Raw genomic sequence first — 21,397 nt, forward strand, 5'->3', positions numbered from 1 at the left:
TCATGAACATGCCCATTCCTGAAGTGAATACCCGGCACACTGCCAAGGACCAGACCCGCTTCGCCGCGCTGTGGCGCCCGGCGCTGGTGCAGGCGTTTGTCAAGCTCGACCCGCGTCAGCTCAAACGCTCGCCGGTGATGCTGGTGGTGGCCCTGACCGCAGTGCTCACCACCGTGCTGTGCTTCGCCCCCGGTAACGGCGTGAGCACGGGTGTTGCCGTGCAAATCGCCCTGTGGCTGTGGTTTACCGTGCTGTTCGCCAACTTCGCCGAAGCCCTCGCCGAAGGCCGTGGTAAGGCCCGCGCCGACAGCCTCAAGGCCGGTAGCCAAGGCCTGACTGCCCAGCGTCGCCAGCGTGATGGCAGTTACGAGACGGTTGCTGCCAGCGCGCTGCGCAAGGATGACGTGGTACGCGTGGTAGCCGGCGAGATGATCCCCGGTGACGGCGAGGTGCTTGAAGGTATCGCGGCGGTCAACGAGGCCGCCATTACCGGCGAGTCTGCACCCGTGATCCGCGAGTCCGGCGGCGACCGCTCGGCGGTCACCGGCAACACCCGGTTGGTCTCCGACTGGCTGCTGATCCGTATTACCAGCAACCCGGGCGAGTCGACCCTGGACCGCATGATTGCCCTGGTCGAAGGTGCCAAGCGACAGAAGACTCCCAACGAGATCGCCCTCGACATCCTGCTGATCGGCCTGACCCTGATCTTCCTGATCGTGGTGGTGACCTTGCAGCCGTTCGCCCAATTTGTGGGGGGCAGCCTGCCGCTGATCTTCCTGGCTGCGCTGCTGGTGACGCTGATACCCACCACCATCGGCGGGCTGCTGTCAGCCATCGGCATCGCCGGCATGGACCGGCTGGTGCGGCTGAACGTCATTGCCCGCTCGGGCCGTGCAGTGGAAGCCGCCGGTGACGTGCATACGCTGATGCTCGACAAGACCGGTACGATCACCTTCGGCAACCGCCGCTGCAGCGCGCTGCATGCAGCACCGGGCATCGCTGCCAAGGAACTGGGGGAGGGCGCCTTGCTGGCCTCGCTGGCTGACGATACCGCCGAGGGCAAGTCGATTGTCGAGTACCTGCGCCAGTTGCACGACTTCGTCGAGCCTCCCGCCGGTCAGTTCGAAGCCGTGGCCTTCAGCGCCGAAACGCGCCTGTCGGGCATCGACTACCAGCAGCACCGCTACCGCAAGGGCGCGGTAGATGCCGTGCTGGCGTTCGTCGGCATGCAACGCCTGGAAATGCCCCCGGCGCTGGCCCGCGAAGTGGAACGTATTGCCCAGAGTGGCGGCACACCACTGCTGGTGTGTATCGACAAGCGCCTGCTTGGCGTGATCCACCTCAAGGACGTGGTCAAACCCGGCATCCGCGAGCGCTTCGCCGAACTGCGCAAGCTGGGCATCCGCACGGTCATGGTGACCGGCGACAACCCGTTGACTGCCGCTGCCATCGCCGCCGAAGCGGGCGTGGATGACGTACTGGCCGAGGCCACCCCCGAGAAGAAGCTGGCGCGCATTCGCCAGGAGCAGAACGACGGTCGCCTGGTGGCCATGTGCGGCGACGGCGCCAACGACGCCCCGGCACTGGCCCAGGCCGATGTGGGCATGGCCATGAACGACGGCACCCAGGCCGCGCGCGAGGCGGCCAACATGGTCGACCTGGACAGCGACCCGACCAAGCTGCTGGATGTAGTACAGGTCGGCAAGGAGTTGCTGGTGACCCGCGGTGCGTTGACCACGTTCTCTATTGCCAACGACGTGGCCAAGTACTTCGCCATCCTGCCGGCACTGTTTGCGGCCATCTACCCGCAGCTGGGCGTACTCAACCTGATGCACCTGGCCAGCCCACAGAGCGCGATCCTGTCGGCCATCGTGTTCAACGCGCTGATCATCATCGTGCTGATCCCGCTGGCGTTGCGTGGCGTGCGGGTGCAGGCGGCCAGTGCGGCGCACCTGTTGCGGCGCAACCTGCTGATCTACGGGCTGGGCGGCATTCTGGTGCCGTTTGCCGGGATCAAGCTGATCGACCTGCTGCTCAACGCCCTGAACCTGGTCTGAGGAGGCCGCCATGAATGCTTATGTACGCCCGGCGTTGAGCCTGGCCCTGTTGATGACGCTGGTGACCGGCGCACTGTATCCGCTGGCAGTGACCGGCATCGCCCAGGTTGTTTTTCCGGACCAGGCCAATGGCAGCCTGGTGCGGGATGACCAGGGCCAGGTGCGCGGTTCGGCACTGATCGCCCAGGAATTCAAGGGTGATGGCTGGTTCCATGCACGGCCGTCGGCAGGCGCTTACGCCACGGTGGCCAGCGGTGCCAGCAACCTTTCGCCAAGCAACCCGGCGCTGGCCGAGCGGGTCAAGGGGGAGGCGGCTGCGCTGTATCAGGTGCAGCAGGGGCCGGTGCCGCAGGCGTTGCTGACCACCTCGGGCAGCGGCCTCGACCCACACCTGCCACCGGAGGCCGTTGCCTATCAGATCCCACGTGTGGCGGCGGCGCGGAAACTGCCGGTGGAGCGCTTGCAAGCCTTGCAGGAAGAGGCCACCCTCCACCCATTGATCGGCCCACCAGTGGTCAATGTACTGGCGTTGAACAAGGCCTTGGAAAAGCTCGCAATTACCAAATGAAATTGAAGCGGTAGCAGGGACCCTGTGGGAGCGGGTCACCCGCGAATGCGATAGTGCTGCCAGCAACGCATTCGCGGGTGAACCCGCTCCCACAGTTACGGTGCTTGCCCCTGAAATAGCAAAGGATGAAACATGAGTGATTCCGCCCGCGCAGATGCGCTGTTGGCTAACCTACCGCGCACCGGCCGGGGTCGGCTGAAGGTGTTCCTTGGCGCCGCCCCCGGCGTCGGCAAGACCTTCGCCATGCTCCAGGCCGCCCACGGCCAGCAACGTCAGGGTGTGCAGGTACTGGCCGGGGTGGTGGAAACCCACGGCCGTGCTGAAACCGAAGCGCTGCTCGCCGGCCTTCAGCAGCAGCCGTTGCTGCGCAGCCAGTACCGTGGCGTCACCCTTGAGGAAATGGACCTCGACGGCCTGCTCAAGGCTGCGCCGGCCTTGGCTCTGGTCGACGAACTGGCCCACACCAACGCCCCCGGCAGCCGCCACGCCAAGCGCTGGCAGGACGTGCAGGAGCTGCTGGCCGCCGGCATCGACGTGTACACCACGGTCAACGTCCAGCACCTGGAAAGCCTCAACGACAAGGTGCGCGACATCACGGGCGTACAAGTGCGTGAAACCCTGCCGGACTGGGTGCTGCAGGAAGCCTTCGAACTGGTGCTGATCGACCTGCCACCCCGCGAACTGCTCGAACGCCTGCGCGAGGGCAAGGTGTACGTGCCCGAGCAGGCGCGGGCGGCCATCGATGCGTACTTCTCGCAAACCAACCTCACTGCCTTGCGCGAACTGGCCATGCAAACTGCCGCCGCGCAGGTCGATGCCGACCTCGCCGACGGCTATCGCCAGCGTGGCCAAGAGGCCCCGGCCTTGCGCGGGCGGCTTCTGGTAGGCGTGGACGGCGACGACCAGGCCGAACGCCTGGTGCGCCATGCCAGCCGCGTGGCGCAACGCCGCCACCTGCCTTGGAGCCTCGTGCATGTGGACAACGGCCGCCTGCGCGACGAAACCGCGCGTCACCGCTTGCAGGCCGCGCAGCAGCTGGCCGAGCGCCTGGGCGGTGAGGTGGTGCTGCTAAGGGCTGGCGAAGTGGCGCGCACGTTGATCCAGCATGCCGCCGAACGGCGGGCCAGCCTGGTGCTGGTGGGGCAGTCCCGTGACCGCCTGCGTCGTCGCCTGTTCGGTGCCGGTGTGGCTGCGCGGCTGCTGCGCGAAAGCCATGGGCTGGAAATCAACGTGCTGGACCGCGACGTGCAGCCGCACGCACCGCGGTCGGCGGTGCGGCGGGTGTGGGTGTGGCGCCACTACCTGCTGGCGCTGCTGGCCACGGTCATGGCGGCGGGGCTGGCCTGGGCGGTGTCGAGTGTGCTGGCGCTGCCAAACATCTCGCTGGTGTTTCTGGCTGCGGTGTTGCTGGTGGCGGTGCGCAGCAGCCTGGGGCCTGCGCTGGCGTGCGCCGCGTTATCGTTCCTGACTTACGATTTTCTGTTCATTCCACCCAATTTCTCGTTCAGCATCCAGCGCGAAGAAGACGTGCTGACCTTGGTGTTCTTCCTGCTGATGGCCGCGCTTACCGGCAACCTGGCCGCGCGCCAGCGCCGCCAGTTGCAGGCGCTGCGCGAAACTCAGGCGCAGACCAGCCAGTTGCTCGACCTGTCGCGCCGACTGACCGTGGCCACCGACCGCCAGGCCGTGTTCAATGCCGCCGGCCAGCATCTGGACGGCTGGCAAGACATGCAGGTGTGCCTGCTGGAGCGCAACGCTGAAGGCCAGCTGCAGGTGGCCAGCGGCGAAGCCTACGCCTTCAGCGACACCGAACGGGCTGCCGCCGATTGGGCCTGGCAGCACGGCCAGGCCGCTGGCCATGGCAGCGACACCTTGCCCAATGGCCGCTGGTGGTGGTGGCCGCTGGCGGTGGACGAACAGCCTTTGGCACTGCTGGGGGTGCGCCCGCGCAACGGGCAGCCGCTCAACGACCCACGCCGGCGTCTGCTGACGGCCTTGGGCCAGCCACTGGCTCAGGCCCTGGCCCGCGCCCGTCTGGCCGAGCAGTTGGAGGCTGCGCGCCTGCATGGCGAAACCGAGCAGCTGCGCAGCGCCTTGCTGGCGTCAGTCTCCCACGACCTGCGCACGCCGTTGACCGCCATGCGCGGCAGTATCGACAGCCTGCTGGCGTTGGGCGAAGCGATCCCGCCTGAAGACCGCCGCGAGCTGTTGGAGGGCACCCGCAACGAGGCCGAACGCCTCGACCGCTATATCCAGAACCTGCTGGACATGACCCGCCTGGGCCATGGTGGCCTCAAGCTTGCCCGCGACTGGGTAGCCCCGGGCGATATCGTTGGCAGTGCGCTGAACCGCCTGCGCGTCGTGCTGGCGCCGCTGCGGGTGCACACCGACGTACCGGCCGAGCTGCCGTTGCTGTTCGTGCATGCGGCGCTGATCGAACAGGCGCTGGTCAACGTGCTGGAAAACGCCGCACGCTTTTCCCCGGGCAATGGTCGGCTTGAGCTGCAAGTGGCCGTGCATGAAGACCAGTTGCGCTTTACCGTCAGCGACCAGGGCCCGGGTATTCCAGTCGCCGACCGCGAGAAGATTTTCGACATGTTCTATACCGCTGCCCGTGGTGACCGCGGCGGGCAGGGCACAGGCCTGGGCCTGGCAATCTGCCAGGGCATGATCGGCGCCCATGGCGGGCAGATTCTGGTGGGCGAAGGCATCGATGGCCAGGGCACCGGCATCACTTTATGCTTGCCGCTACCCCCTCAACCTGAAGCCGAAAGCGAAACCCCATGAGCCAGTCCGCTACCCTGTTGGTCATCGACGATGAACCGCAGATCCGCAAGTTCCTGCGCATCAGCCTGGCCTCGCAGGGCTACAAGGTGCTCGAAGCCGCTACCGGCCAGGAAGGGCTGGCCCAGGCTGCACTGGGCAAGCCGGACCTGGTGGTGCTCGACCTGGGCCTGCCGGACATGGACGGCCAGCAGGTGCTGCGTGAACTGCGCGAATGGAGCGCGGTGCCGGTGATGGTGCTGTCGGTGCGCGCCAGTGAAGTGCAGAAGGTGGATGCGCTGGACGGCGGGGCCAACGACTACGTGACCAAGCCGTTTGGCATCCAGGAATTTCTGGCGCGGGTGCGGGCCTTGCTACGCCAGGTGCCACAGGCCGGGGGCTCGGAAGTGGCAGCCAGCTTTGGGCCGCTGACCGTGGATTTTGCCTTTCGCCGGGTGACCCTGGACGGTGTGGAGGTGGCGTTGACGCGCAAGGAGTATGCCTTGCTGGCGCTATTGGCCGGGCACCCAGGGCGGGTGATTACCCAGCAGCAACTGCTCAAGGATGTCTGGGGGCCTACCCATGTAGAGAATACCCACTACCTTCGGATCGTGGTCGGGCATCTGCGGCAGAAGCTGGGCGATGACCCCACGGCGCCACGGTTCATCATCACCGAGGCAGGGGTGGGGTACAGATTGGTGGCGCCGATAGCCTGACCCGCTTCCACAGCAACGAGCTCATTGCCCCTGTTCTATACGTGACAGCGCAGCCTAAAGGCCTGGGCAATCTCCAAAAGGGCAGCGACGCCTGGAAGGGGCTTCACGCCCTGGGTGGCTCCTTCTCGAACAGCTGGCGCATTACCTCCAGGTAGCGTCGAGCGCCCAGGCCCAACGGGCGTGACTTGATCCAGATGATGTCTACCCACAGGCGCAGGCGGCTGGCCATGTTGTCAAAGCGCACCTCGGCCAGTGCACCGGAAGCAATCAGCGGTTCAACCAGCGGCTGCGGCAGATAGGCCCAGCCCAGCCCGGACTGCACCAGGTCCAGCGTGGCCAGGTAGCTGTCGGTCAGCCAGATGCGCCGCGACAGCACCATGCGCGGGTCCGACCCGGTGGCCTTGCCTGAGGCCACGATGATCTGCCGTTGTTCGGCAAAGGCCTCTTCAGGCAGTGGCGTTCCGCTGTTCTGCCCGGCCGGATGGCGCGGTGAGGCGACGGCCACCAGCAGTTGGCTGCCTGCTTCGAGGAACGACTCACGTTCGTCGATGCCAGGCCGTTCGAACACCAGTGCAAGTTGCACACTGCCGTCATGCAACAGGCGAATGGCTTCGGTCTGGGTGGCGGAGCGCACTTCGATTTCCAGGCTGGGAAATTCCTGGGCGAGGGTTTCCAGTGGCTGGCTCCAGCGGCCAGTCTGTAGCTCGGGCGCCACGGCGATGGTCAGGCGTTTTTCCAGGCCCTTGTGCAGTTGCAGGGCCTGGGCATCCAGCAGGTTGAGCTGGCAGATCACCTGCCTGGCCTGGGGCTCAAGCGCCAGGGCGGCGCTGGTGGGCAAGGCTTTGCGCGTGGCCCGGTCGAACAGCGGCAGGTCCAGCTCCGCTTCCAGTTGGGCGATTGCCATGCTTACGGCCGAAGGCACGCGGCCCAGCTTGCGCGCGGCGGCGGAGAACGAGCCGGCATCCAGCACCGCGAGGAAAATTGCCAAGGAGTCGCTGGAGAAGGCCATGGTCGGTGAACCTGATGTTGGGGCGCTGTGAGCGAATAGTAATGGATGGAATTGCCAAGGGTAGGGCTTGAAGTATTCGGTGTTTGTGAGATCGAGCGCCGCCCGCGCGGCGCATCGCGAGCTGCGCTCGCTCCTACGTTTGTTTCGGGCCAATAATACCTGGGGCACTTGCGCGCGAACGCTTTGGTGTATGACTCAGTATTGCGTCGTACGAGCAAGGCGGTCGCGCGCGCTTGTCACAGGCGTTACTGGCCAGAAACTAATGTAGGAGCGAGCGCAGCTCGCGATGCGCCGCGCGGGCGGCGCTCGACCTCACAGGCGACGAACTTCCAAGGGCCAACGCTCCAGCCTCACCCAGATCTCTACAGCCCTTCGCCCAGCACTCGGTCAATGCAGTCGACAAAGTAGTCCACGCTCGCCCGGGTGGTGCACATCGGTGGCTTGATCTTGAGGATATTCAGGTAGTCCCCGGTCGGCTGCATGAAGATGCCCAGGTCACGCAGGCGATTGCACAGCGTCATGGTCTCTTCGGTGGCCGGCTCCAGGGTTGCGCGGTCGCGCACCAGCTCCAGCCCCAGGTAGAAGCCCGAGCCATGTGCCGCCCCGGCCAGTGGGTGCTTGTCGACCAGCGCCTGCAGGCGGGCCTTGAAGTAGCGCCCGGTGTCGCGGGCGTTGTCCCACAGGCCTTCTTCCTGCATCACGTCCAGCACCGCCATGCCGATGCGGCAGCTGACCGGGCTGCCACCGGCCGAGGAGAAGAAGTAACCCTCGGCCTCCAGCGCCTCGGCGATTTCGCGGCGGGTGATGACCACGCCCAGCGGCTGGCCGTTGCCCATGCCCTTGGCCATGGTGATGATGTCGGGCACCACACCCTGCTCCTCGAAACCCCAGAAGTATTCGCCCAAGCGGCCATAACCCACCTGCACTTCGTCGGCGATGCATACCCCGCCACGGGCGCGGACCTTGGCATATGCATCGCTCAGGTAGCCGGCTGGCAACGAGATGCCGCCAGCATTACCGTACACCGGCTCGCAGATGATGCCCGCCAGCTGGCGGTCACGGGCATCCAGGTCAGCCAGTTTGGCGTCGACGTCCTGCAGGTAGTCCGCGGCGCTGTCGGCACCGCGGAAACGCCCGCGGAAGGTGTTCGGTGCCTCGACCGGGTGCACCCAGTCCGGGCGGGTTTCCAGGGCTTGCGGGTTGTCGGCGATGGACGTGGAGATGGCATCGGTGGCCACCGACCAGCCGTGGTAGGCCTCCAGCACGCTGAGCAGGTCACGCCCGCCGCTGTAGGCCCAGGCCAGGCGAATCGCCAGGTCGTTGGCTTCGGTGCCGCTGTTGACCATGAACACCCGGTCGAAACCTTCGGGTGCCAGCGCCAGCAGGCGCTCGGAGAACTCGGTGATGGCGGCGTAGTGGAAGCGCGAGTTGGTGTTCAGCAGCGACCACTGCCGCGCCGACTCGGCGACCATGCGCGGGTGGCCATGCCCTAGCACCGCGACGTTGTTGAGCATGTCCAGGTATGAACGGCCCTGCATGTCGATCAGGTAGTTGCGCCAGCCGCGTTCGATGTGTGGCGGCTGCGCGTAGTAGTGCTTCTGCGAGCGGGCGAAGCTGGCGTCGCGGCGGGCCAGCAGGGCTTGCGGATCGGGTAGCGGCTCGGCATCGCAATCGAAGCCCAGCAGCGCGGCTGGCGACGGGCACAGGGCCAGCCAGGCGGCAGCGTGTGATGGGGTGGCGAAGAACGGCGGTTGGATGCCGATGTCCAGGCACAGCTGTACGCTGAGGAAACCACAGCTGCTGCCCAGGGGCTGGCCTTTTTCCATGGCCTGGCCGTCTGCCGGTACGTTTTCCAGGCCCTGCAGCCACAAAGCCCAATGCGCGGTGCGCAGGCAGCCACGGCCGTCGCCATGGCGCTGCCAGGTGCCGGGTGCTGGCGCTTGCACCAGGGTACCGTTGGGCAGGTGCAGCTCCACGCCGAGGGCGCAGGTGGCGGGCTCTTCGGGGCGGTCGATGTGGGTTTGCGACAGGCGATATTGCCCGTGCAGGCTGCAGGCCGGAGCGGCTTGCGAAGCCAGCAGACGCTGGTCGAAACCGGGCTGCTCCCAGTTGCCGGCCTCGCAGTGTGTGCTGAGTACCCCCAGGTCCACCCGTGTTACGGCCTGCCCGGCCAGCTCGGGGAGCAGGGGTGCGCAACCGTTGAAGTCCGGCGCCTTGGGTTGCAGGCCCGCAGCCTGCAGGATGGCCGCCTCCATCAGGGCGATGGGCACGGCGGTGGCAGTGTCGAAAATTTCCCATTCGTGAGCAATGTTGTCGCGGGTGTACTGGTTGCCCGGGTCGACGGTGAGCTGCTTTTCACTGCTCAGCACCAGTACGGCAGCGCGGTTCAGCACCAATGGCCACAGCGCGCGCAGTTCGGCCTCGGTCAACGGGTTGAGCGCCTGGTAGGCCTGCACGGCTGGCAGGATGCGCAGTGGGTCGCCCTCGGCGTGGTGCAACAGCGCAGCGCAGCTTACCGACAGGTCGGCGATGCGCCAGGTGCGCAGCAGGTCGCCGAAATCGATCACGCCTTGCAATTGCCACTGGCGCTGGGCATCACGGGCCCACACGGTGTTGTCGTCGGTGATGTCCAGGTGCACGGCCTGGCTTGGCAAGTGATCAACCAGCGGCATCAGGCGCTCTCGGGCCTGGCGGGTGGCGTGTTCGATGCGGGCGCGCTGCCCGCTGTCCTGCAGTACCGGCAGCAGATGATCGATCAACGCCTGGGCATGCTGCGGGTCCCATTGCAGGGTGCGCGCAAGGCCTGGGTGGTCGAAATCGGCCAGCGCCTTGTCCAGCTTCGCACAGAGCCCGCCCAGCTCAGCCATCAGGTGTGGCTCCATGTGCTTGAGACGGGTCAGCGGCTGGCCTTCGATGTAATCGAGCAGCCGCAGGCGCAGTGGTTGTTCGTCGATGTCCAGTTCCAGCAACCCCATGCCGTTGTGGGCCAAGCGTACGGCGGGTACCGGCAAACCCTGCTCGCGCAGGAAGGCCAAGGCGGCGTGCTGCGCTTCAAGTTCCAGCTGGGCATAGCTGCCATGGCAGGCCTTCAGCACATAGCCACCCTTGGGCGTGGTCACGCGAAAGTTCAGGTCTTGCTGGCTGCCCAGCACCGAAAGGTTGCCGGCAACGCCGTAGTGGGCCTGAAGCACGGCGTGGGCCTGGGTTTCGCTCAGCGTTGGGCTGGGCCGGCCGGAGCGCTGTATCAGCGTGGCCAGGGCAGGGGAAGCGGGCGGGTGTTGTGGGCTGGACATGGCTCTACCGTTGGTACTTGGGGTTGACGGTGAAGAATTTATGCCCGAATCGATTGATGATGGAAGACGATTGTTGTCAGAAAAATTGATAACTAGGCTGAGTTGTAGAAAATCAATGGGGCCGCTTTGCGGCCCTATCGCGACACAAGGCCGCTCCCACAGGTACTGTGCAAGTCTCGAAACCTGGGATGATCCTGTGGGAGCGGGCATGCCCGCGAAGGGGCCGGCCTTTGCAGCACGTTGATCAGCCTTAGGGCGAAGTTCTGGGCTCAGCGGGCATCTGTACCTGGAGCAATGCCGACTCAAGCAAAACCCGCAGCGCCTCCAGCTCATGCATCGAGGTCATCACCAGGATCGAAGCCGGGGATTTTGGCCGAAGCAGCAGCCCCCCAAAGCTAACCAACGGCATTCACCTCTAAAAACGCCGCCTCCAGCAACTGCCGTGTATACGGATGCTGCGGCGCATGGAAGATCGCCTGCGCATCCCCTTGCTCCACCACCTGCCCATGCTTGATCACCATCAACTGGTGACTCAGCGCCTTGACCACCGCCAGGTCATGGCTGATGAACAGGTACGTCAGGTTGTACTTCTGCTGCAGGTTACGCAGCAATTCCACCACTTGCCGCTGTACGGTGCGGTCCAGCGCGGAGGTGGGTTCGTCCAGCAGGATCAGTGCGGGCTTCAGCACCAGCGCCCGGGCAATGGCGATGCGCTGACGTTGCCCGCCGGAAAACTCATGGGGGTAGCGATGGCGCGTGCGCGGGTCCAGGCCTACTTCCTCCAGGGCCGCGATAATCGCCGCTTCCTGTTCCTGCGCGGTGCCAATGCCGTGAATGCGCAGCCCTTCACCCACAATGTCCGCCACGCACATGCGCGGGCTCAGGCTGCCAAACGGGTCCTGGAACACCACCTGCATTTCCCGCCGCAGCGGCCGTACGGCCTTCTGGTTCAGCCCTTGCAGGTTCTGCCCATGGAAGCGGATGCCGCCCTGGCTGGAAATCAGCCGCAGGATCGCCAGGCCGAGCGTCGACTTGCCCGACCCGGACTCCCCGACTATCCCCAGTGTCTGCCCTTGCGGCAAGCTGAAGTTGACCCCGTCCACAGCCTTCACATGGTCAACCGTGCGCCGCAGCAGCCCCTTCTTGATCGGGAACCACACCTTGAGGTCATCCACCTCCAGTAGTGGCGCGCCCACCGGGTTGTGCGCCGGCAGCCCGCTGGGCTCGGCATTTATAAGCATTTGGGTGTAGTGGTGCTGTGGCGAGCTGAACAGCGTGGCGCATTCGGCTTGCTCTACAATTTGCCCGCGCTGCATCACGCACACGCGGTGGGCGATGCGACGCACCAGGTTCAGGTCATGGCTGATCAGCAGCAGCGCCATGCCCAAGCGCGCCTGCAGTTCCTTGAGCAGGTCGAGAATCTTCAGCTGCACGGTCACGTCCAGCGCCGTGGTCGGCTCATCTGCAATCAGCAGTTCCGGCTCGTTGGCCAGTGCCATGGCGATCATTACCCGTTGGCGCTGCCCGCCCGACAGCTCGTGGGGCAGGGCCTTCAAGCGCTTGTGCGGCTCGGGAATGCCGACCAGGTCCAGCAGCTCCAGGGTACGTGCGGTCGCTTCCTTGCCGGTCAGGCCCTTGTGCAGCAGAAGGATTTCGTTGATCTGCTTCTCGATGCAGTGCAGCGGGTTGAGCGAGGTCATCGGCTCCTGGAAGATCATCGCAATGCGGTTGCCGCGAATGCGCTGCAGGGTCTTCTCGTTCTGCTGCAGCAGGTCCTTGCCTTCGTAGCGGATGCTGCCGCTGGGGTGGCGGGCCAGGGGGTAGGGCAGCAGGCGCAGGATCGAGTGCGCGGTGACCGATTTGCCCGAGCCACTTTCGCCCACCAGCGCCAGCGTCTCGCCTTTGCGGATGTCAAAGCTGATGCCATCCACCACCCGGTTGACCTGGTCCCCGGTCACGAACTCCACGGCCAGGTCCCGCACTTCGATCAGGTTCTGTTCACTCATGTCACTTCCTCGGGTCGAAGGCATCGCGGGCGGATTCGCCGATGAACACCAGCAGGCTCAGCATCAGCGCCAGCACGGCGAAGGCGCTGATGCCCAGCCACGGCGCTTGCAAGTTGGACTTGCCCTGCGCCACCAGCTCGCCCAGCGATGGCGAACCGGCAGGCAGGCCGAAGCCGAGAAAGTCCAGGGCGGTGAGGGTGCCGATCGCGCCGGTGAGAATGAATGGCATGAAGGTCATGGTCGAGATCATGGCGTTGGGCAGGATGTGCCGGTACATGATCGCGCCGTTGCGCATGCCCAACGCACGGGCGGCGCGCACGTATTCAAGGTTACGCCCACGCAGGAATTCGGCGCGTACCACGTCCACCAGGCTCATCCACGAGAACAGCAGCATGATACCCAGCAGCCACCAGAAGTTGGGCTGCACGAAGCTGGCCAGGATGATCAGCAGGTACAGCACCGGCAGGCCCGACCAGATTTCCAGAAAGCGCTGCCCGGCCAGGTCGACCCAGCCGCCATAGAAACCTTGCAAGGCACCGGCGATGACGCCGACGATGGAGCTGGCCACGGTCAGGGTAAGGGCGAAGAGTACCGAAATGCGGAAGCCGTAGATCACCCGCGCCAGCACGTCGCGGCCCTGGTCGTCGGTGCCCAGCCAGTTGTCCGTGGAGGGTGGCGCCGGGGCGGGCACGCGCAGGTCGTAATTGATGCTCTGGTAGCTGAACGGGATTGGCGCCCACAGCACAAAGCTGTCTTTCTTGGCCAGCAGTTCGCGGATGTACGGGCTCTTGTAGTTGGCCTCCAGCGGGAATTCGCCGCCGAAGGTGGTTTCCGGGTAGCGCTTGAACGCCGGGAAGTACCATTCGCCGTCGTAACGCACGGCAACGGGCTTGTCGTTGGCGATCAGCTCCGCGCCCAGGCTCAGGCCGAACAGGATCAGGAACAGCCACAGCGACCACCAGCCACGGCGGTTGGCCTTGAAGCGCTCGAAGCGCCGGCGGTTGAGGGGGGACAAGGCCATGTCAGTGCTCCCGGCTGGCGAAGTCGATGCGTGGATCGACCAGGGTGTAGGTCAGGTCGCCGATCAGTTTCACCACCAGCCCCAGCAGGGTGAAGATGAACAGGGTGCCGAAGACCACCGGGTAGTCGCGGTTGATGGCCGCTTCGAAACTCATCAGGCCTAGGCCGTCGAGGCTGAAGATGACCTCGATCAGCAATGAGCCTGTGAAGAAGATGCCGATGAACGCCGACGGGAAGCCGGCTATCACCAGCAGCATGGCGTTGCGGAACACGTGGCCGTACAGCACCCGCGGCCGGCTGAGGCCCTTGGCCTTGGCGGTGACCACATATTGCTTGTTGATCTCGTCGAGGAAGCTGTTCTTGGTCAGCAGGGTCATGGTGGCGAAGTTGCCGATGACCAGCGCGGTGATCGGCAGTACCAGGTGCCAGAAGTAGTCCAGCACCTTGCCGGTGGTGCTCAGCTCGTCGAAGTTGTTGGAGGTGAGGCCACGCAGCGGGAACCAGTCGAAGTAGCTGCCTCCGGCGAACAGCACGATCAACAGGATGGCGAACAGGAACGCCGGGATGGCGTAGCCGACAATGATCGCCGAGCTGGTCCACACGTCGAAGTGGCTGCCGTGGCGCACCGCCTTGGCGATCCCCAGCGGGATCGACACCAGGTACATGATCAGCGTGCTCCACAGCCCCAGCGAGATCGACACCGGCATCTTCTCGACAATCAGGTCGATCACCTTGGCATCGCGGAAGAAGCTGTCGCCGAAGTCCAGCTGGGCGTAGTTCTTGATCATGATCCACAGGCGCTCGGGCGGCGACTTGTCGAAGCCGTACATGCGCTCGATTTCGGCGATCAGCGCCGGGTCTAGGCCCTGGGCGCCGCGGTAGTTGGAGCCGGCCACGGAAACCTCGGCGCCGCCACCGGCAATGCGGCTGGTGGCGCCCTCGAAGCCTTCGAGCTTGGCGATCATCTGCTCTACCGGGCCACCGGGGGCGGCCTGGACGATGATGAAGTTGATGACAAGGATACCGAACAGGGTCGGGATGATCAGCAGAAGGCGCCGCAGGATATACGCCAGCATGTTAGTTGGCCTCGTCCGCAGGGGCGTCGTTCACCGCCGGGGTTACCCCGGGCTTGATCCACCAGGTGTCGATGCCGATGTCGTACTTGGGCGACACTTTCGGGTGGCCGATGTGGTTCCAGTAGGCCACGCGCCAGGTCTTGATGTGCCAGTTGGGAATCACGTAGTAGCCCCATAGCAACACGCGGTCGAGGGCGCGGCAGTGGTCGATCAGGCTCTGGCGAGAGTCGGCGTTGATCAGCTCTTCCACCAACTGGTCGATGGCCGGGTCGCGCAGGCCGATGAAGTTGCGGCTGCCGGGGTTGTCGGCGGCGGCACTGGACCAGAATTCGCGCTGCTCGTTGCCCGGCGAGTTGGACTGTGGGTAGCCGCCCACGATCATGTCGTAGTCCCGTGAACGCAGGCGGGTGATGTACTGGGAAACGTCGACCCGGCGGATGCTCAGGTCGATGCCCAGGTCGGCGAGGTTGCGCTTGAACGGCAGCAGAATGCGTTCGAACTCGGTCTGCGCCAGCAGGAACTCGATGCTTACCGGCTTGCCTTGGGCGTCGACCATCTTGTCGTCGACGATTTTCCAGCCGGCTTCCTGCAGCAGCTTGTAGGCCTGGCGCTGCTGCTCGCGGATCATGCCGCTGCCGTCGCTGACAGGGTTCTTGAAGGCCTCGGAGAATACCTGGTCAGGGACTTTGCCACGCAGGGGCTCGAGGATTTTCAGCTCGTTGGGGCTGGGCAGGCCGTGAGCGGCCATTTCCGAGTTGTCGAAGTAGCTGCCGGTGCGGGTGTAGGCACCGTTGAACAGCTGCTTGTTGGTCCACTCATAGTCCAGCAGCAGGCTCAGCGCCTGGCGCACACGCACGTCCTGGAACACCGGGCGGCGGATGTTGAAGATGAAACCCTGCATGCCGGTGGGGTTGCCGTTGGGCAGCTCTTCCTTGATCAGGCGGCCTTCCCGCACGGCGGGCACGTTGTAGGCGGTGGCCCAGTTTTTCGCACTGACTTCCAGCGCATAGTCGAACGCCCCGGCCTTGAGCGCCTCCAGGGCAACGGTGGTGTCACGGTAGGAGTCGAAGGTCATGGCATCGAAGTTATAGAACCCGCGATTGATCGGCAGGTCCTTGGCCCAGTAGTCCTTGACCCGCTCGTAGCGCACCGAGCGCCCGGCCTTGACCTCGGCAACCTTGTACGGGCCGCTGCCCAAGGGGATTTCCAGGTTGCCGCGGTTGAAGTCGCGGTTTGCGTACCAGTGCTTGGGCAGTACGGGCAACTGGCCGAGAATCAGCGGCAGCTCGCGGTTGCCCTTGTGCTTGAACCTGAACAGCACCTTCAGCGGGTCTTCGGCGACCACTTCGGCGACGTCGGCGTAGTACTGGCGGTACAGCGGCGCACCGTCCTTGATCAGGGCATTGAAGGTGAACACTACGTCTTCGGCACGCATCGGGTGGCCGTCGTGGAAGCGGGCTTCGGGGCGCAGGTAGAAGCGCACCCAGCTGTTGTCCGGGGCTTTCTCGATCTTGCCGGCCACCAGGCCGTACTCGGTGAACGGCTCGTCCTGGCTCTGGCGCATCAGGGTGTCGTAGATGCTGCCGATGTTCTCGGCCGACACGCCTTTGTTGATGAACGGGTTGAGGCTGTCGAAGCCGCCGAAGCTGGACTGGCGGAAGGTGCCGCCCTTGGGGGCGTCGGGGTTGACGTAGTCGAAGTGCTTGAAATCGGCAGGGTACTTGGGTGGCTCGTCGTACAGAGTGAGCGCGTGCTGCGGTGCGGCCAGGGTGGGAAGGCTCAGGCAGGCGAGCAACAGGCTGCATGCCAGCCGGCGCAGACGGTGCGTTGGCGTCATTGGGCTTTCTCCGAAGTCTTGATCCACCAGCTGTTCAGCCCAAGGGTGTAGGGCGGTGTGGTGACGAAGGCGAACCGGTTGCGGTAGGCCAGGCGATGGTTGTCGAGGTACCAGTTGGGGATCATGTAGTACTGCCATGAGAGCACGCGGTCCAGGGCGCGGGCGGCGGCGACCTGGTCGTCGCGGCTGCGTGCGGCAAGCAGGGTGTCGAGCAGGTGGTCGACCACCGGGTCCTTGACCCCAGCATAGTTCTTGCTGCCCTTGGTGGCGGCCTGGCTGGAATGGAAGTACAGCCACTGTTCAAGGCCCGGGCTCAGGGTCTGGTTCAGGGTCATCAGAATCATGTCGAAATCGAACTGGTCCAGACGTTGTTTGTACTGGGCACGGTCCACGGTGCGCAAGCGTGCATCGATGCCGATGCTGGACAGATTTTCGACATAAGGTTGCAGGATGCGTTCAAGGTTGGGGTTTACCAACAGCAGTTCCATGCGCAGTTGCTGGCCCTTGCTGTCGACCAGGCGCTGGCCGTTCAGCTTCCAGCCAGCCTCGGCAAGCAGGCCCAAGGCCTGGCGCAGGGTCTGGCGGCTGATGCCGCGGCCATCGGTGTGGCTGACCTTGTACGGTTCGCTGTACAGCTTGGCCGGTAACTGGTCACGGAACGGCGCCAGCAACAGCCACTCCTTGCCGGTGGGCAGGCCACTGGCAGCGAACTCGCTGTTGGGGTAGTAACTGGTCGAGCGGCGGTAGGCGCTGCTGAACAGGGCGCGGTTGGTCCACTCGAAGTCGAGCATCAGCCCCAACGCCTGGCGCACCCGCGGGTCGCTGAAGGTGGCCCGACGGCTGTTCATGAACAGGCCCTGGGTTTGCGTGGGGATCTGGTGCGGGATCTGCGCCTTGATCACTTCGCCACGGCGCACGGCCGGGAAGTTGTAGCCGTTGGCCCAGTTCTTCGCCTGGTGCTCGATGTAGATGTCGAATTCGCCAGCCTTGAACGCTTCGAAGGCCACCGTGGCGTCGCGGTAGAACTCGTATTCCACGCGCTTGAAGTTGTACTTGCCACGGTTGACCGCCAGGTCCTTGCCCCAGTAGTTCTTGACCCGCTCGAACACCAGACGGCGCCCGGGTTGTACCTGGGTGATGCGGTAGGGGCCGCTGCCCAAGGGGGGCTCGAAGGTGGTGGCCTTGAAGTCGCGTTTTTGCCAGTAGTGCTTGGGCAGCACCGGCATTTCGCCCAGGCGCAGGATCAGCAGCGGGTTGCCGGCGCGCTTGAACACGAAACGGATGCGCAGCGGGCCGAGGATGTCTACCCGTTGCACTTCCTGCAGGTTGGTGCGGTAGATCGGGTGGCCGTCCTTGAGCAGCGTGCGGTAGGAAAAGGCCACGTCTGCCGAGGTGATCGGCTGGCCGTCGTGCCAGCGGGCTTCCGGGCGCAGGTTGAACACCACCCAGCTGCGGTCCTCGCTGTATTCGACCGAACGGGCGATCAGGCCGTAGCTGGAGGTCGGCTCGTCACCCGACGGGTCGTACTGACCGGTGCCGACCATCAGCGGCTCGTTCAGCTCGCTGATGCCGTACTGCTGGAAATTGGGCGTGGTGATCGGGCTCGACCCCTTGAAGGTGTAGGGGTTGAGGGTATCGAAGGTGCCAAAAGCCATGGCGCGCAAGGTACCGCCCTTGGGCGCTTGCGGGTTGACCCAGTCGAAATGGGTGAATGTGGCTGGGTACTTGAGCGTGCCGAACTGCGCGTATCCGTGGCTTTCGCTCACCATCGCGGCTACGGGGAAGCTCAAGGCCAGGCTGATTGACAGCAGGAGGGGACGTATCAAGTCGGCATCCGATCCAGAGGCGTTGGGCTTTGATCGGGTACAGTAACAGCTTGGTGGGGTTGGAAAAAGAGTGCGGCCAGAGGATTGCAAAGGGCCGCTGCGTGGGTTCCAGCGCTTGAGGTGCTGCATTTCCACGTTGAAGCGTTTGGCCACCAGGTACAGCGAGTCGCCCTTGCGCACCTTGTACTGGGTGGAGCGCTTGCCGGATGCCGCTACCCGGTTACCGGCGGCGCTCGGCCCTTTGCCACCGCGCAGGGCCAGCACCTGGCCGGCCCGCAGGCTGTTGCCGGACAAACGGTTCCAGCGCTTGATGTCACTGACCGAGACGCGATTGGCCTTGGCGATCGCGCCCAGGTTGTCGCCGCGTTTGACCCGGTAGCTGCGCGCCGCCACCGGTGCCTTGGCTTCGGCCACGGCGCGGGCGAACACGGCCTTGTTCGGTTGCAGGCTGACCAGTTGCTCGGGCTTTAGGTTGGACAGGCTGTCGCTCAGCAACTGCGCCTTGGCCGTCGGCACCAGCAGTTGTTGCGGGCCGTCCACGGTCATGCGCTTCTTGAAGGCCGGGTTGAGCTGGATCAGCTCGTCCTCGTCGATGTTGGCAAAGGCCGCCACCCGCGACAGGTCCAGGCGATCATTGATGGCGACCGCTTCGAAGTAGGGCTCGTTGGCAATCGGGTTAAGGTTCACGCCATAGGCTTCAGGCGTGAGCACCACCTGCGACAGGGCCAGCAGCTTGGGCACATAGTCGCGGGTTTCCTGAGGCAGCGGCAGGTTCCAGTAGTCGGTTGGCAGGCCGAGCCGTTCGTTGCGCTCCATGGCGCGGCTCACCGTGCCTTCGCCGGCGTTATAGGCGGCCAGGGCGAGCAGCCAGTCACCGTTGAACATGTCGTGCAGGCGGGTCAGGTAGTCCAGTGCGGCGTTGGTCGACGCGGTGATATCGCGGCGGCCATCGTAGAAATTGGTCTGGCGCAGGTTGAAGTGGCGGCCTGTCGCTGGCATGAACTGCCACATGCCGGCAGCACTGGCGCGTGAATAGGCCATCGGGTTGTAGGCACTTTCGATGGCGGGCAGCAGGGCAAGCTCCAGCGGCATGTCGCGCTCTTCAAGACGCTCGACGATGTAGTGCAGGTAGAGGCTGCCGCGCTCGCCGGCACTTTCGATGAAGGTCGGGTTGCTGGCGAACCACAGGCGCTGCTGCTCGATGCGCGGATTGACGTCGATGCTGTCCTGCAGGGCAAAGCCCTGGCGCATGCGCTCCCAGACATCCTGCGGTGCCTGCTCGGCCGGCTTGACCAGCAGCGGTGCAGGCTTGTGCTTGATCCGCGCCTGGTAGTTGTGCGCGCGAACGCTTTCGGATTCGTCAAGCTGACGGGTGCTCTGGCAGCCCACCAGGGTGGCGGCCAGAGCCAGCGCACTGATTTGGGCCAGGCGCGTCAGGGCGACGGAATGAGAGGTTCTGCGGCTACGGGAAGACATCGGCTGAGACAGGTATCCGGGCGAAAAATTTCGGCGATTCTAGAAACCGCTCCGGGCCTGGTCAACCTTTGACCATCGATTGCGATATATCTTGAGGTTATCAGAAGGTGTCCTTCCAAGACCTCAAGGCAGCAAAAACAGTGACCTGCGAGTCGTTTGGATGTCCCTTCCATTCGTCTGCTTTTTGTTTAACTAATGTTTCAGAGGTACGCAGGAAGGGGTTGGTCAGGCGTTCCAGGCCGATCGTTGATGGCAAGGTGATGCGATTGTCGGCGCGTAAACGGGTAACGTCCTCGAACCGCTTTAGAACGTGCTGGTTGGTGGGTTCCACCGCCTTGGCAAAACGGAGGTTGCTGAGGGTGTATTCGTGGGCGCAGTACACTTCGGTATGGGCCGGCAGTGCCGCCAGGCGGGCGAGAGCCGGTTGCATCTGTTCGGGTGTACCCTCGAACATGCGCCCGCAGCCGGCGGCGAACAGGGTGTCGCCACTGAACAGCACTGGCGTTGCCGGTTGGTCGCTGAAGAACGCGATATGCCCCAAGGTGTGGCCAGGGACTGCCAGTACCTGGAACGTCACGCCTAGCACCGTCACCTGGTCGCCTTCGTCCAGGGCCACGTCGCGGCAGGGAATCCGCTCGTTGGCAGGGCCGCACACCCGTGCGTTGGTCAGTTGCCTGAGCCGTTCCACGCCGCCGACATGGTCGTTGTGGTGGTGGGTGATCAGGATGTCGCTGAGCACCCACTCGGGGTTGGCCGACAGCCAGCGTTCCACCGGGCCGGCGTCACCCGGGTCGACCACCGCGCAGCGGCGTTTGGCAGTATCCTGTAACAACCAGATGTAGTTGTCGGAGAAAGCGGGGAGAGCATCGATCTGTATCATGGTGCGGATCCGATTCGCCAAGCGTGGCACATGAAGGCATCTTAGCCGCGATGGCGCGGTGGGAGAACCTTCGAGGGAGAGCGCAATGACCGACCAAGCTTTTGCCCAGGCTGACCCGGACTGGGTCAAGCTGATCAGCCTGGCCCGTGAGTGGTTCAATGGCCCGATCGGCCAACTGATGCTCAAGGAAGAGGAAAAGCTGCTGGAAGAAGAGCTCGGCCGCTTCTTCGGGGGCTACCTTGTGCACTACGGCCCCTGTGCGGAGCCGCCGCCCAGTGCCCCCCAGGTGCAACGCAACGTGCGCCTTGGGGCGCCGCTCCCGGGCGTGGAAATTGCCTGTGAAGAGCAGGCCTGGCCGCTGAGCGAGCACGCCGCCGATGTGGTGGTGCTGCAGCATGGCCTGGATTTCAGCCTGTCGCCCCATGGCTTGCTGCGCGAGGCCGCCAGCGCCGTGCGCCCGGGCGGGCACCTGCTGATCGTCGGGATCAACCCGTGGAGCAGTTGGGGCATGCGCCATTTCTTCAGCCATGGAGCCTTGCGCAAGGCGCGCTGCATCTCGCCGTCGCGGGTAGGCGACTGGCTCAACCTGCTGGGCTTCGCGCTGGAGAAACGCCGCTTCGGGTGCTATCGTCCGCCGCTTGCTTCACCGGCCTGGCAGCAGCGCCTGGCGGGTTGGGAGCGGATGGCCGGCGGCTGGCAGAGCTCCGGTGGCGGGGTGTACCTGCTGGTGGCGCGCAAGATGGTGGTGGGCCTGCGGCCGTTGCGCCCGGAACGCCGCGAGCCGATGGGCAAGTTGCTGCCGCTGCCGCTGGCCAAGGTGAACCGCACGGCGGTCAACCCTGAAACTGACAAGCACTGAATTCAAGAGTG

13 protein-coding genes and 1 pseudogene are annotated in these 21,397 nt (G+C 64.7%); 5 read left to right on the forward strand and 9 right to left on the reverse strand.

Translation table 11 applies throughout. The features are described from left to right. Nucleotides 1–2: 2 nt before the first annotated feature. From kdpB to ACN6NG_RS07780, 4 genes are all read left to right on the forward strand, one after another. Nucleotides 3–2,057 (forward strand): potassium-transporting ATPase subunit KdpB, encoded by a 2,055-nt coding sequence (gene kdpB, locus ACN6NG_RS07765; protein WP_016498719.1) that lies wholly within the window; start codon nucleotides 3–5, stop codon nucleotides 2,055–2,057. 10 nt (nucleotides 2,058–2,067) lie between these two features. Further along, the gene (kdpC, locus tag ACN6NG_RS07770; protein WP_016498720.1) at nucleotides 2,068–2,625 is read left to right on the forward strand and encodes a potassium-transporting ATPase subunit KdpC; all 558 of its coding nucleotides are present in this window, start codon (nucleotides 2,068–2,070) and stop codon (nucleotides 2,623–2,625) included. A gap of 132 nt (nucleotides 2,626–2,757) precedes the next feature. Then, entirely contained in the window at nucleotides 2,758–5,412 is a 2,655-nt protein-coding gene (locus ACN6NG_RS07775) for a sensor histidine kinase (RefSeq protein ID WP_063424476.1), read from the forward strand. Then, nucleotides 5,409–6,104 carry a response regulator gene (locus tag ACN6NG_RS07780; RefSeq protein WP_049277298.1) on the forward strand — a complete coding sequence of 232 codons (696 nt, stop codon included), beginning with the start codon at nucleotides 5,409–5,411 and terminating at the stop codon, nucleotides 6,102–6,104. The genes ACN6NG_RS07775 and ACN6NG_RS07780 overlap by 4 nt, the downstream gene beginning before the upstream one ends. A 103-nt stretch (nucleotides 6,105–6,207) precedes the next feature. Here the strand turns inward: ACN6NG_RS07780 and ACN6NG_RS07785 are convergent, their stop codons facing one another. The 9 genes and pseudogenes from ACN6NG_RS07785 to gloB form a co-directional block, all read right to left on the reverse strand. After that, nucleotides 6,208–7,113: a LysR family transcriptional regulator gene (locus tag ACN6NG_RS07785; protein WP_197897857.1), complete on the reverse strand. Its 906-nt coding sequence runs from the start codon at nucleotides 7,111–7,113 to the stop codon at nucleotides 6,208–6,210. 362 nt (nucleotides 7,114–7,475) lie between these two features. Further along, nucleotides 7,476–10,406, reverse strand: a complete 2,931-nt coding sequence (locus tag ACN6NG_RS07790) for an aminotransferase (protein WP_474313397.1) — start codon at nucleotides 10,404–10,406, stop codon at nucleotides 7,476–7,478. A 395-nt stretch (nucleotides 10,407–10,801) separates the two neighbouring features. Then, nucleotides 10,802–12,412 carry an ABC transporter ATP-binding protein gene (locus ACN6NG_RS07795; protein ID WP_059395954.1) on the reverse strand — a complete coding sequence of 537 codons (1,611 nt, stop codon included), beginning with the start codon at nucleotides 12,410–12,412 and terminating at the stop codon, nucleotides 10,802–10,804. Nucleotide 12,413: 1 nt separating this feature from the next. After that, entirely contained in the window at nucleotides 12,414–13,433 is a 1,020-nt protein-coding gene (locus ACN6NG_RS07800) for an ABC transporter permease (RefSeq protein WP_016488246.1), read from the reverse strand. A gap of 1 nt (nucleotide 13,434) precedes the next feature. Next, nucleotides 13,435–14,508 carry a microcin C ABC transporter permease YejB gene (locus tag ACN6NG_RS07805; protein WP_016498730.1) on the reverse strand — a complete coding sequence of 358 codons (1,074 nt, stop codon included), beginning with the start codon at nucleotides 14,506–14,508 and terminating at the stop codon, nucleotides 13,435–13,437. 1 nt (nucleotide 14,509) lies between these two features. Beyond that, complete coding sequence (locus ACN6NG_RS07810) at nucleotides 14,510–16,345, reverse strand: extracellular solute-binding protein (protein WP_063424469.1); 1,836 nt, start codon at nucleotides 16,343–16,345, stop codon at nucleotides 14,510–14,512. Then, nucleotides 16,342–18,171 (reverse strand): extracellular solute-binding protein, encoded by a 1,830-nt coding sequence (locus ACN6NG_RS07815; RefSeq protein WP_474313453.1) that lies wholly within the window; start codon nucleotides 18,169–18,171, stop codon nucleotides 16,342–16,344. The genes ACN6NG_RS07810 and ACN6NG_RS07815 overlap by 4 nt, the downstream gene beginning before the upstream one ends. A gap of 66 nt (nucleotides 18,172–18,237) precedes the next feature. Then, a pseudogene (locus tag ACN6NG_RS07820) lies at nucleotides 18,238–19,647 on the reverse strand (lytic transglycosylase domain-containing protein); the annotation flags it as partial. A gap of 100 nt (nucleotides 19,648–19,747) precedes the next feature. Next, nucleotides 19,748–20,527: a hydroxyacylglutathione hydrolase gene (gloB, locus tag ACN6NG_RS07825; protein WP_063424465.1), complete on the reverse strand. Its 780-nt coding sequence runs from the start codon at nucleotides 20,525–20,527 to the stop codon at nucleotides 19,748–19,750. 85 nt (nucleotides 20,528–20,612) lie between these two features. On the opposite strand from gloB, the gene ACN6NG_RS07830 reads away from it, so the two are divergent. Beyond that, nucleotides 20,613–21,386, forward strand: a complete 774-nt coding sequence (locus ACN6NG_RS07830) for a class I SAM-dependent methyltransferase (protein ID WP_016498735.1) — start codon at nucleotides 20,613–20,615, stop codon at nucleotides 21,384–21,386. Nucleotides 21,387–21,397: the final 11 nt, after the last annotated feature.

This window comes from Pseudomonas sp. TSO6 (assembly GCF_056098905.1).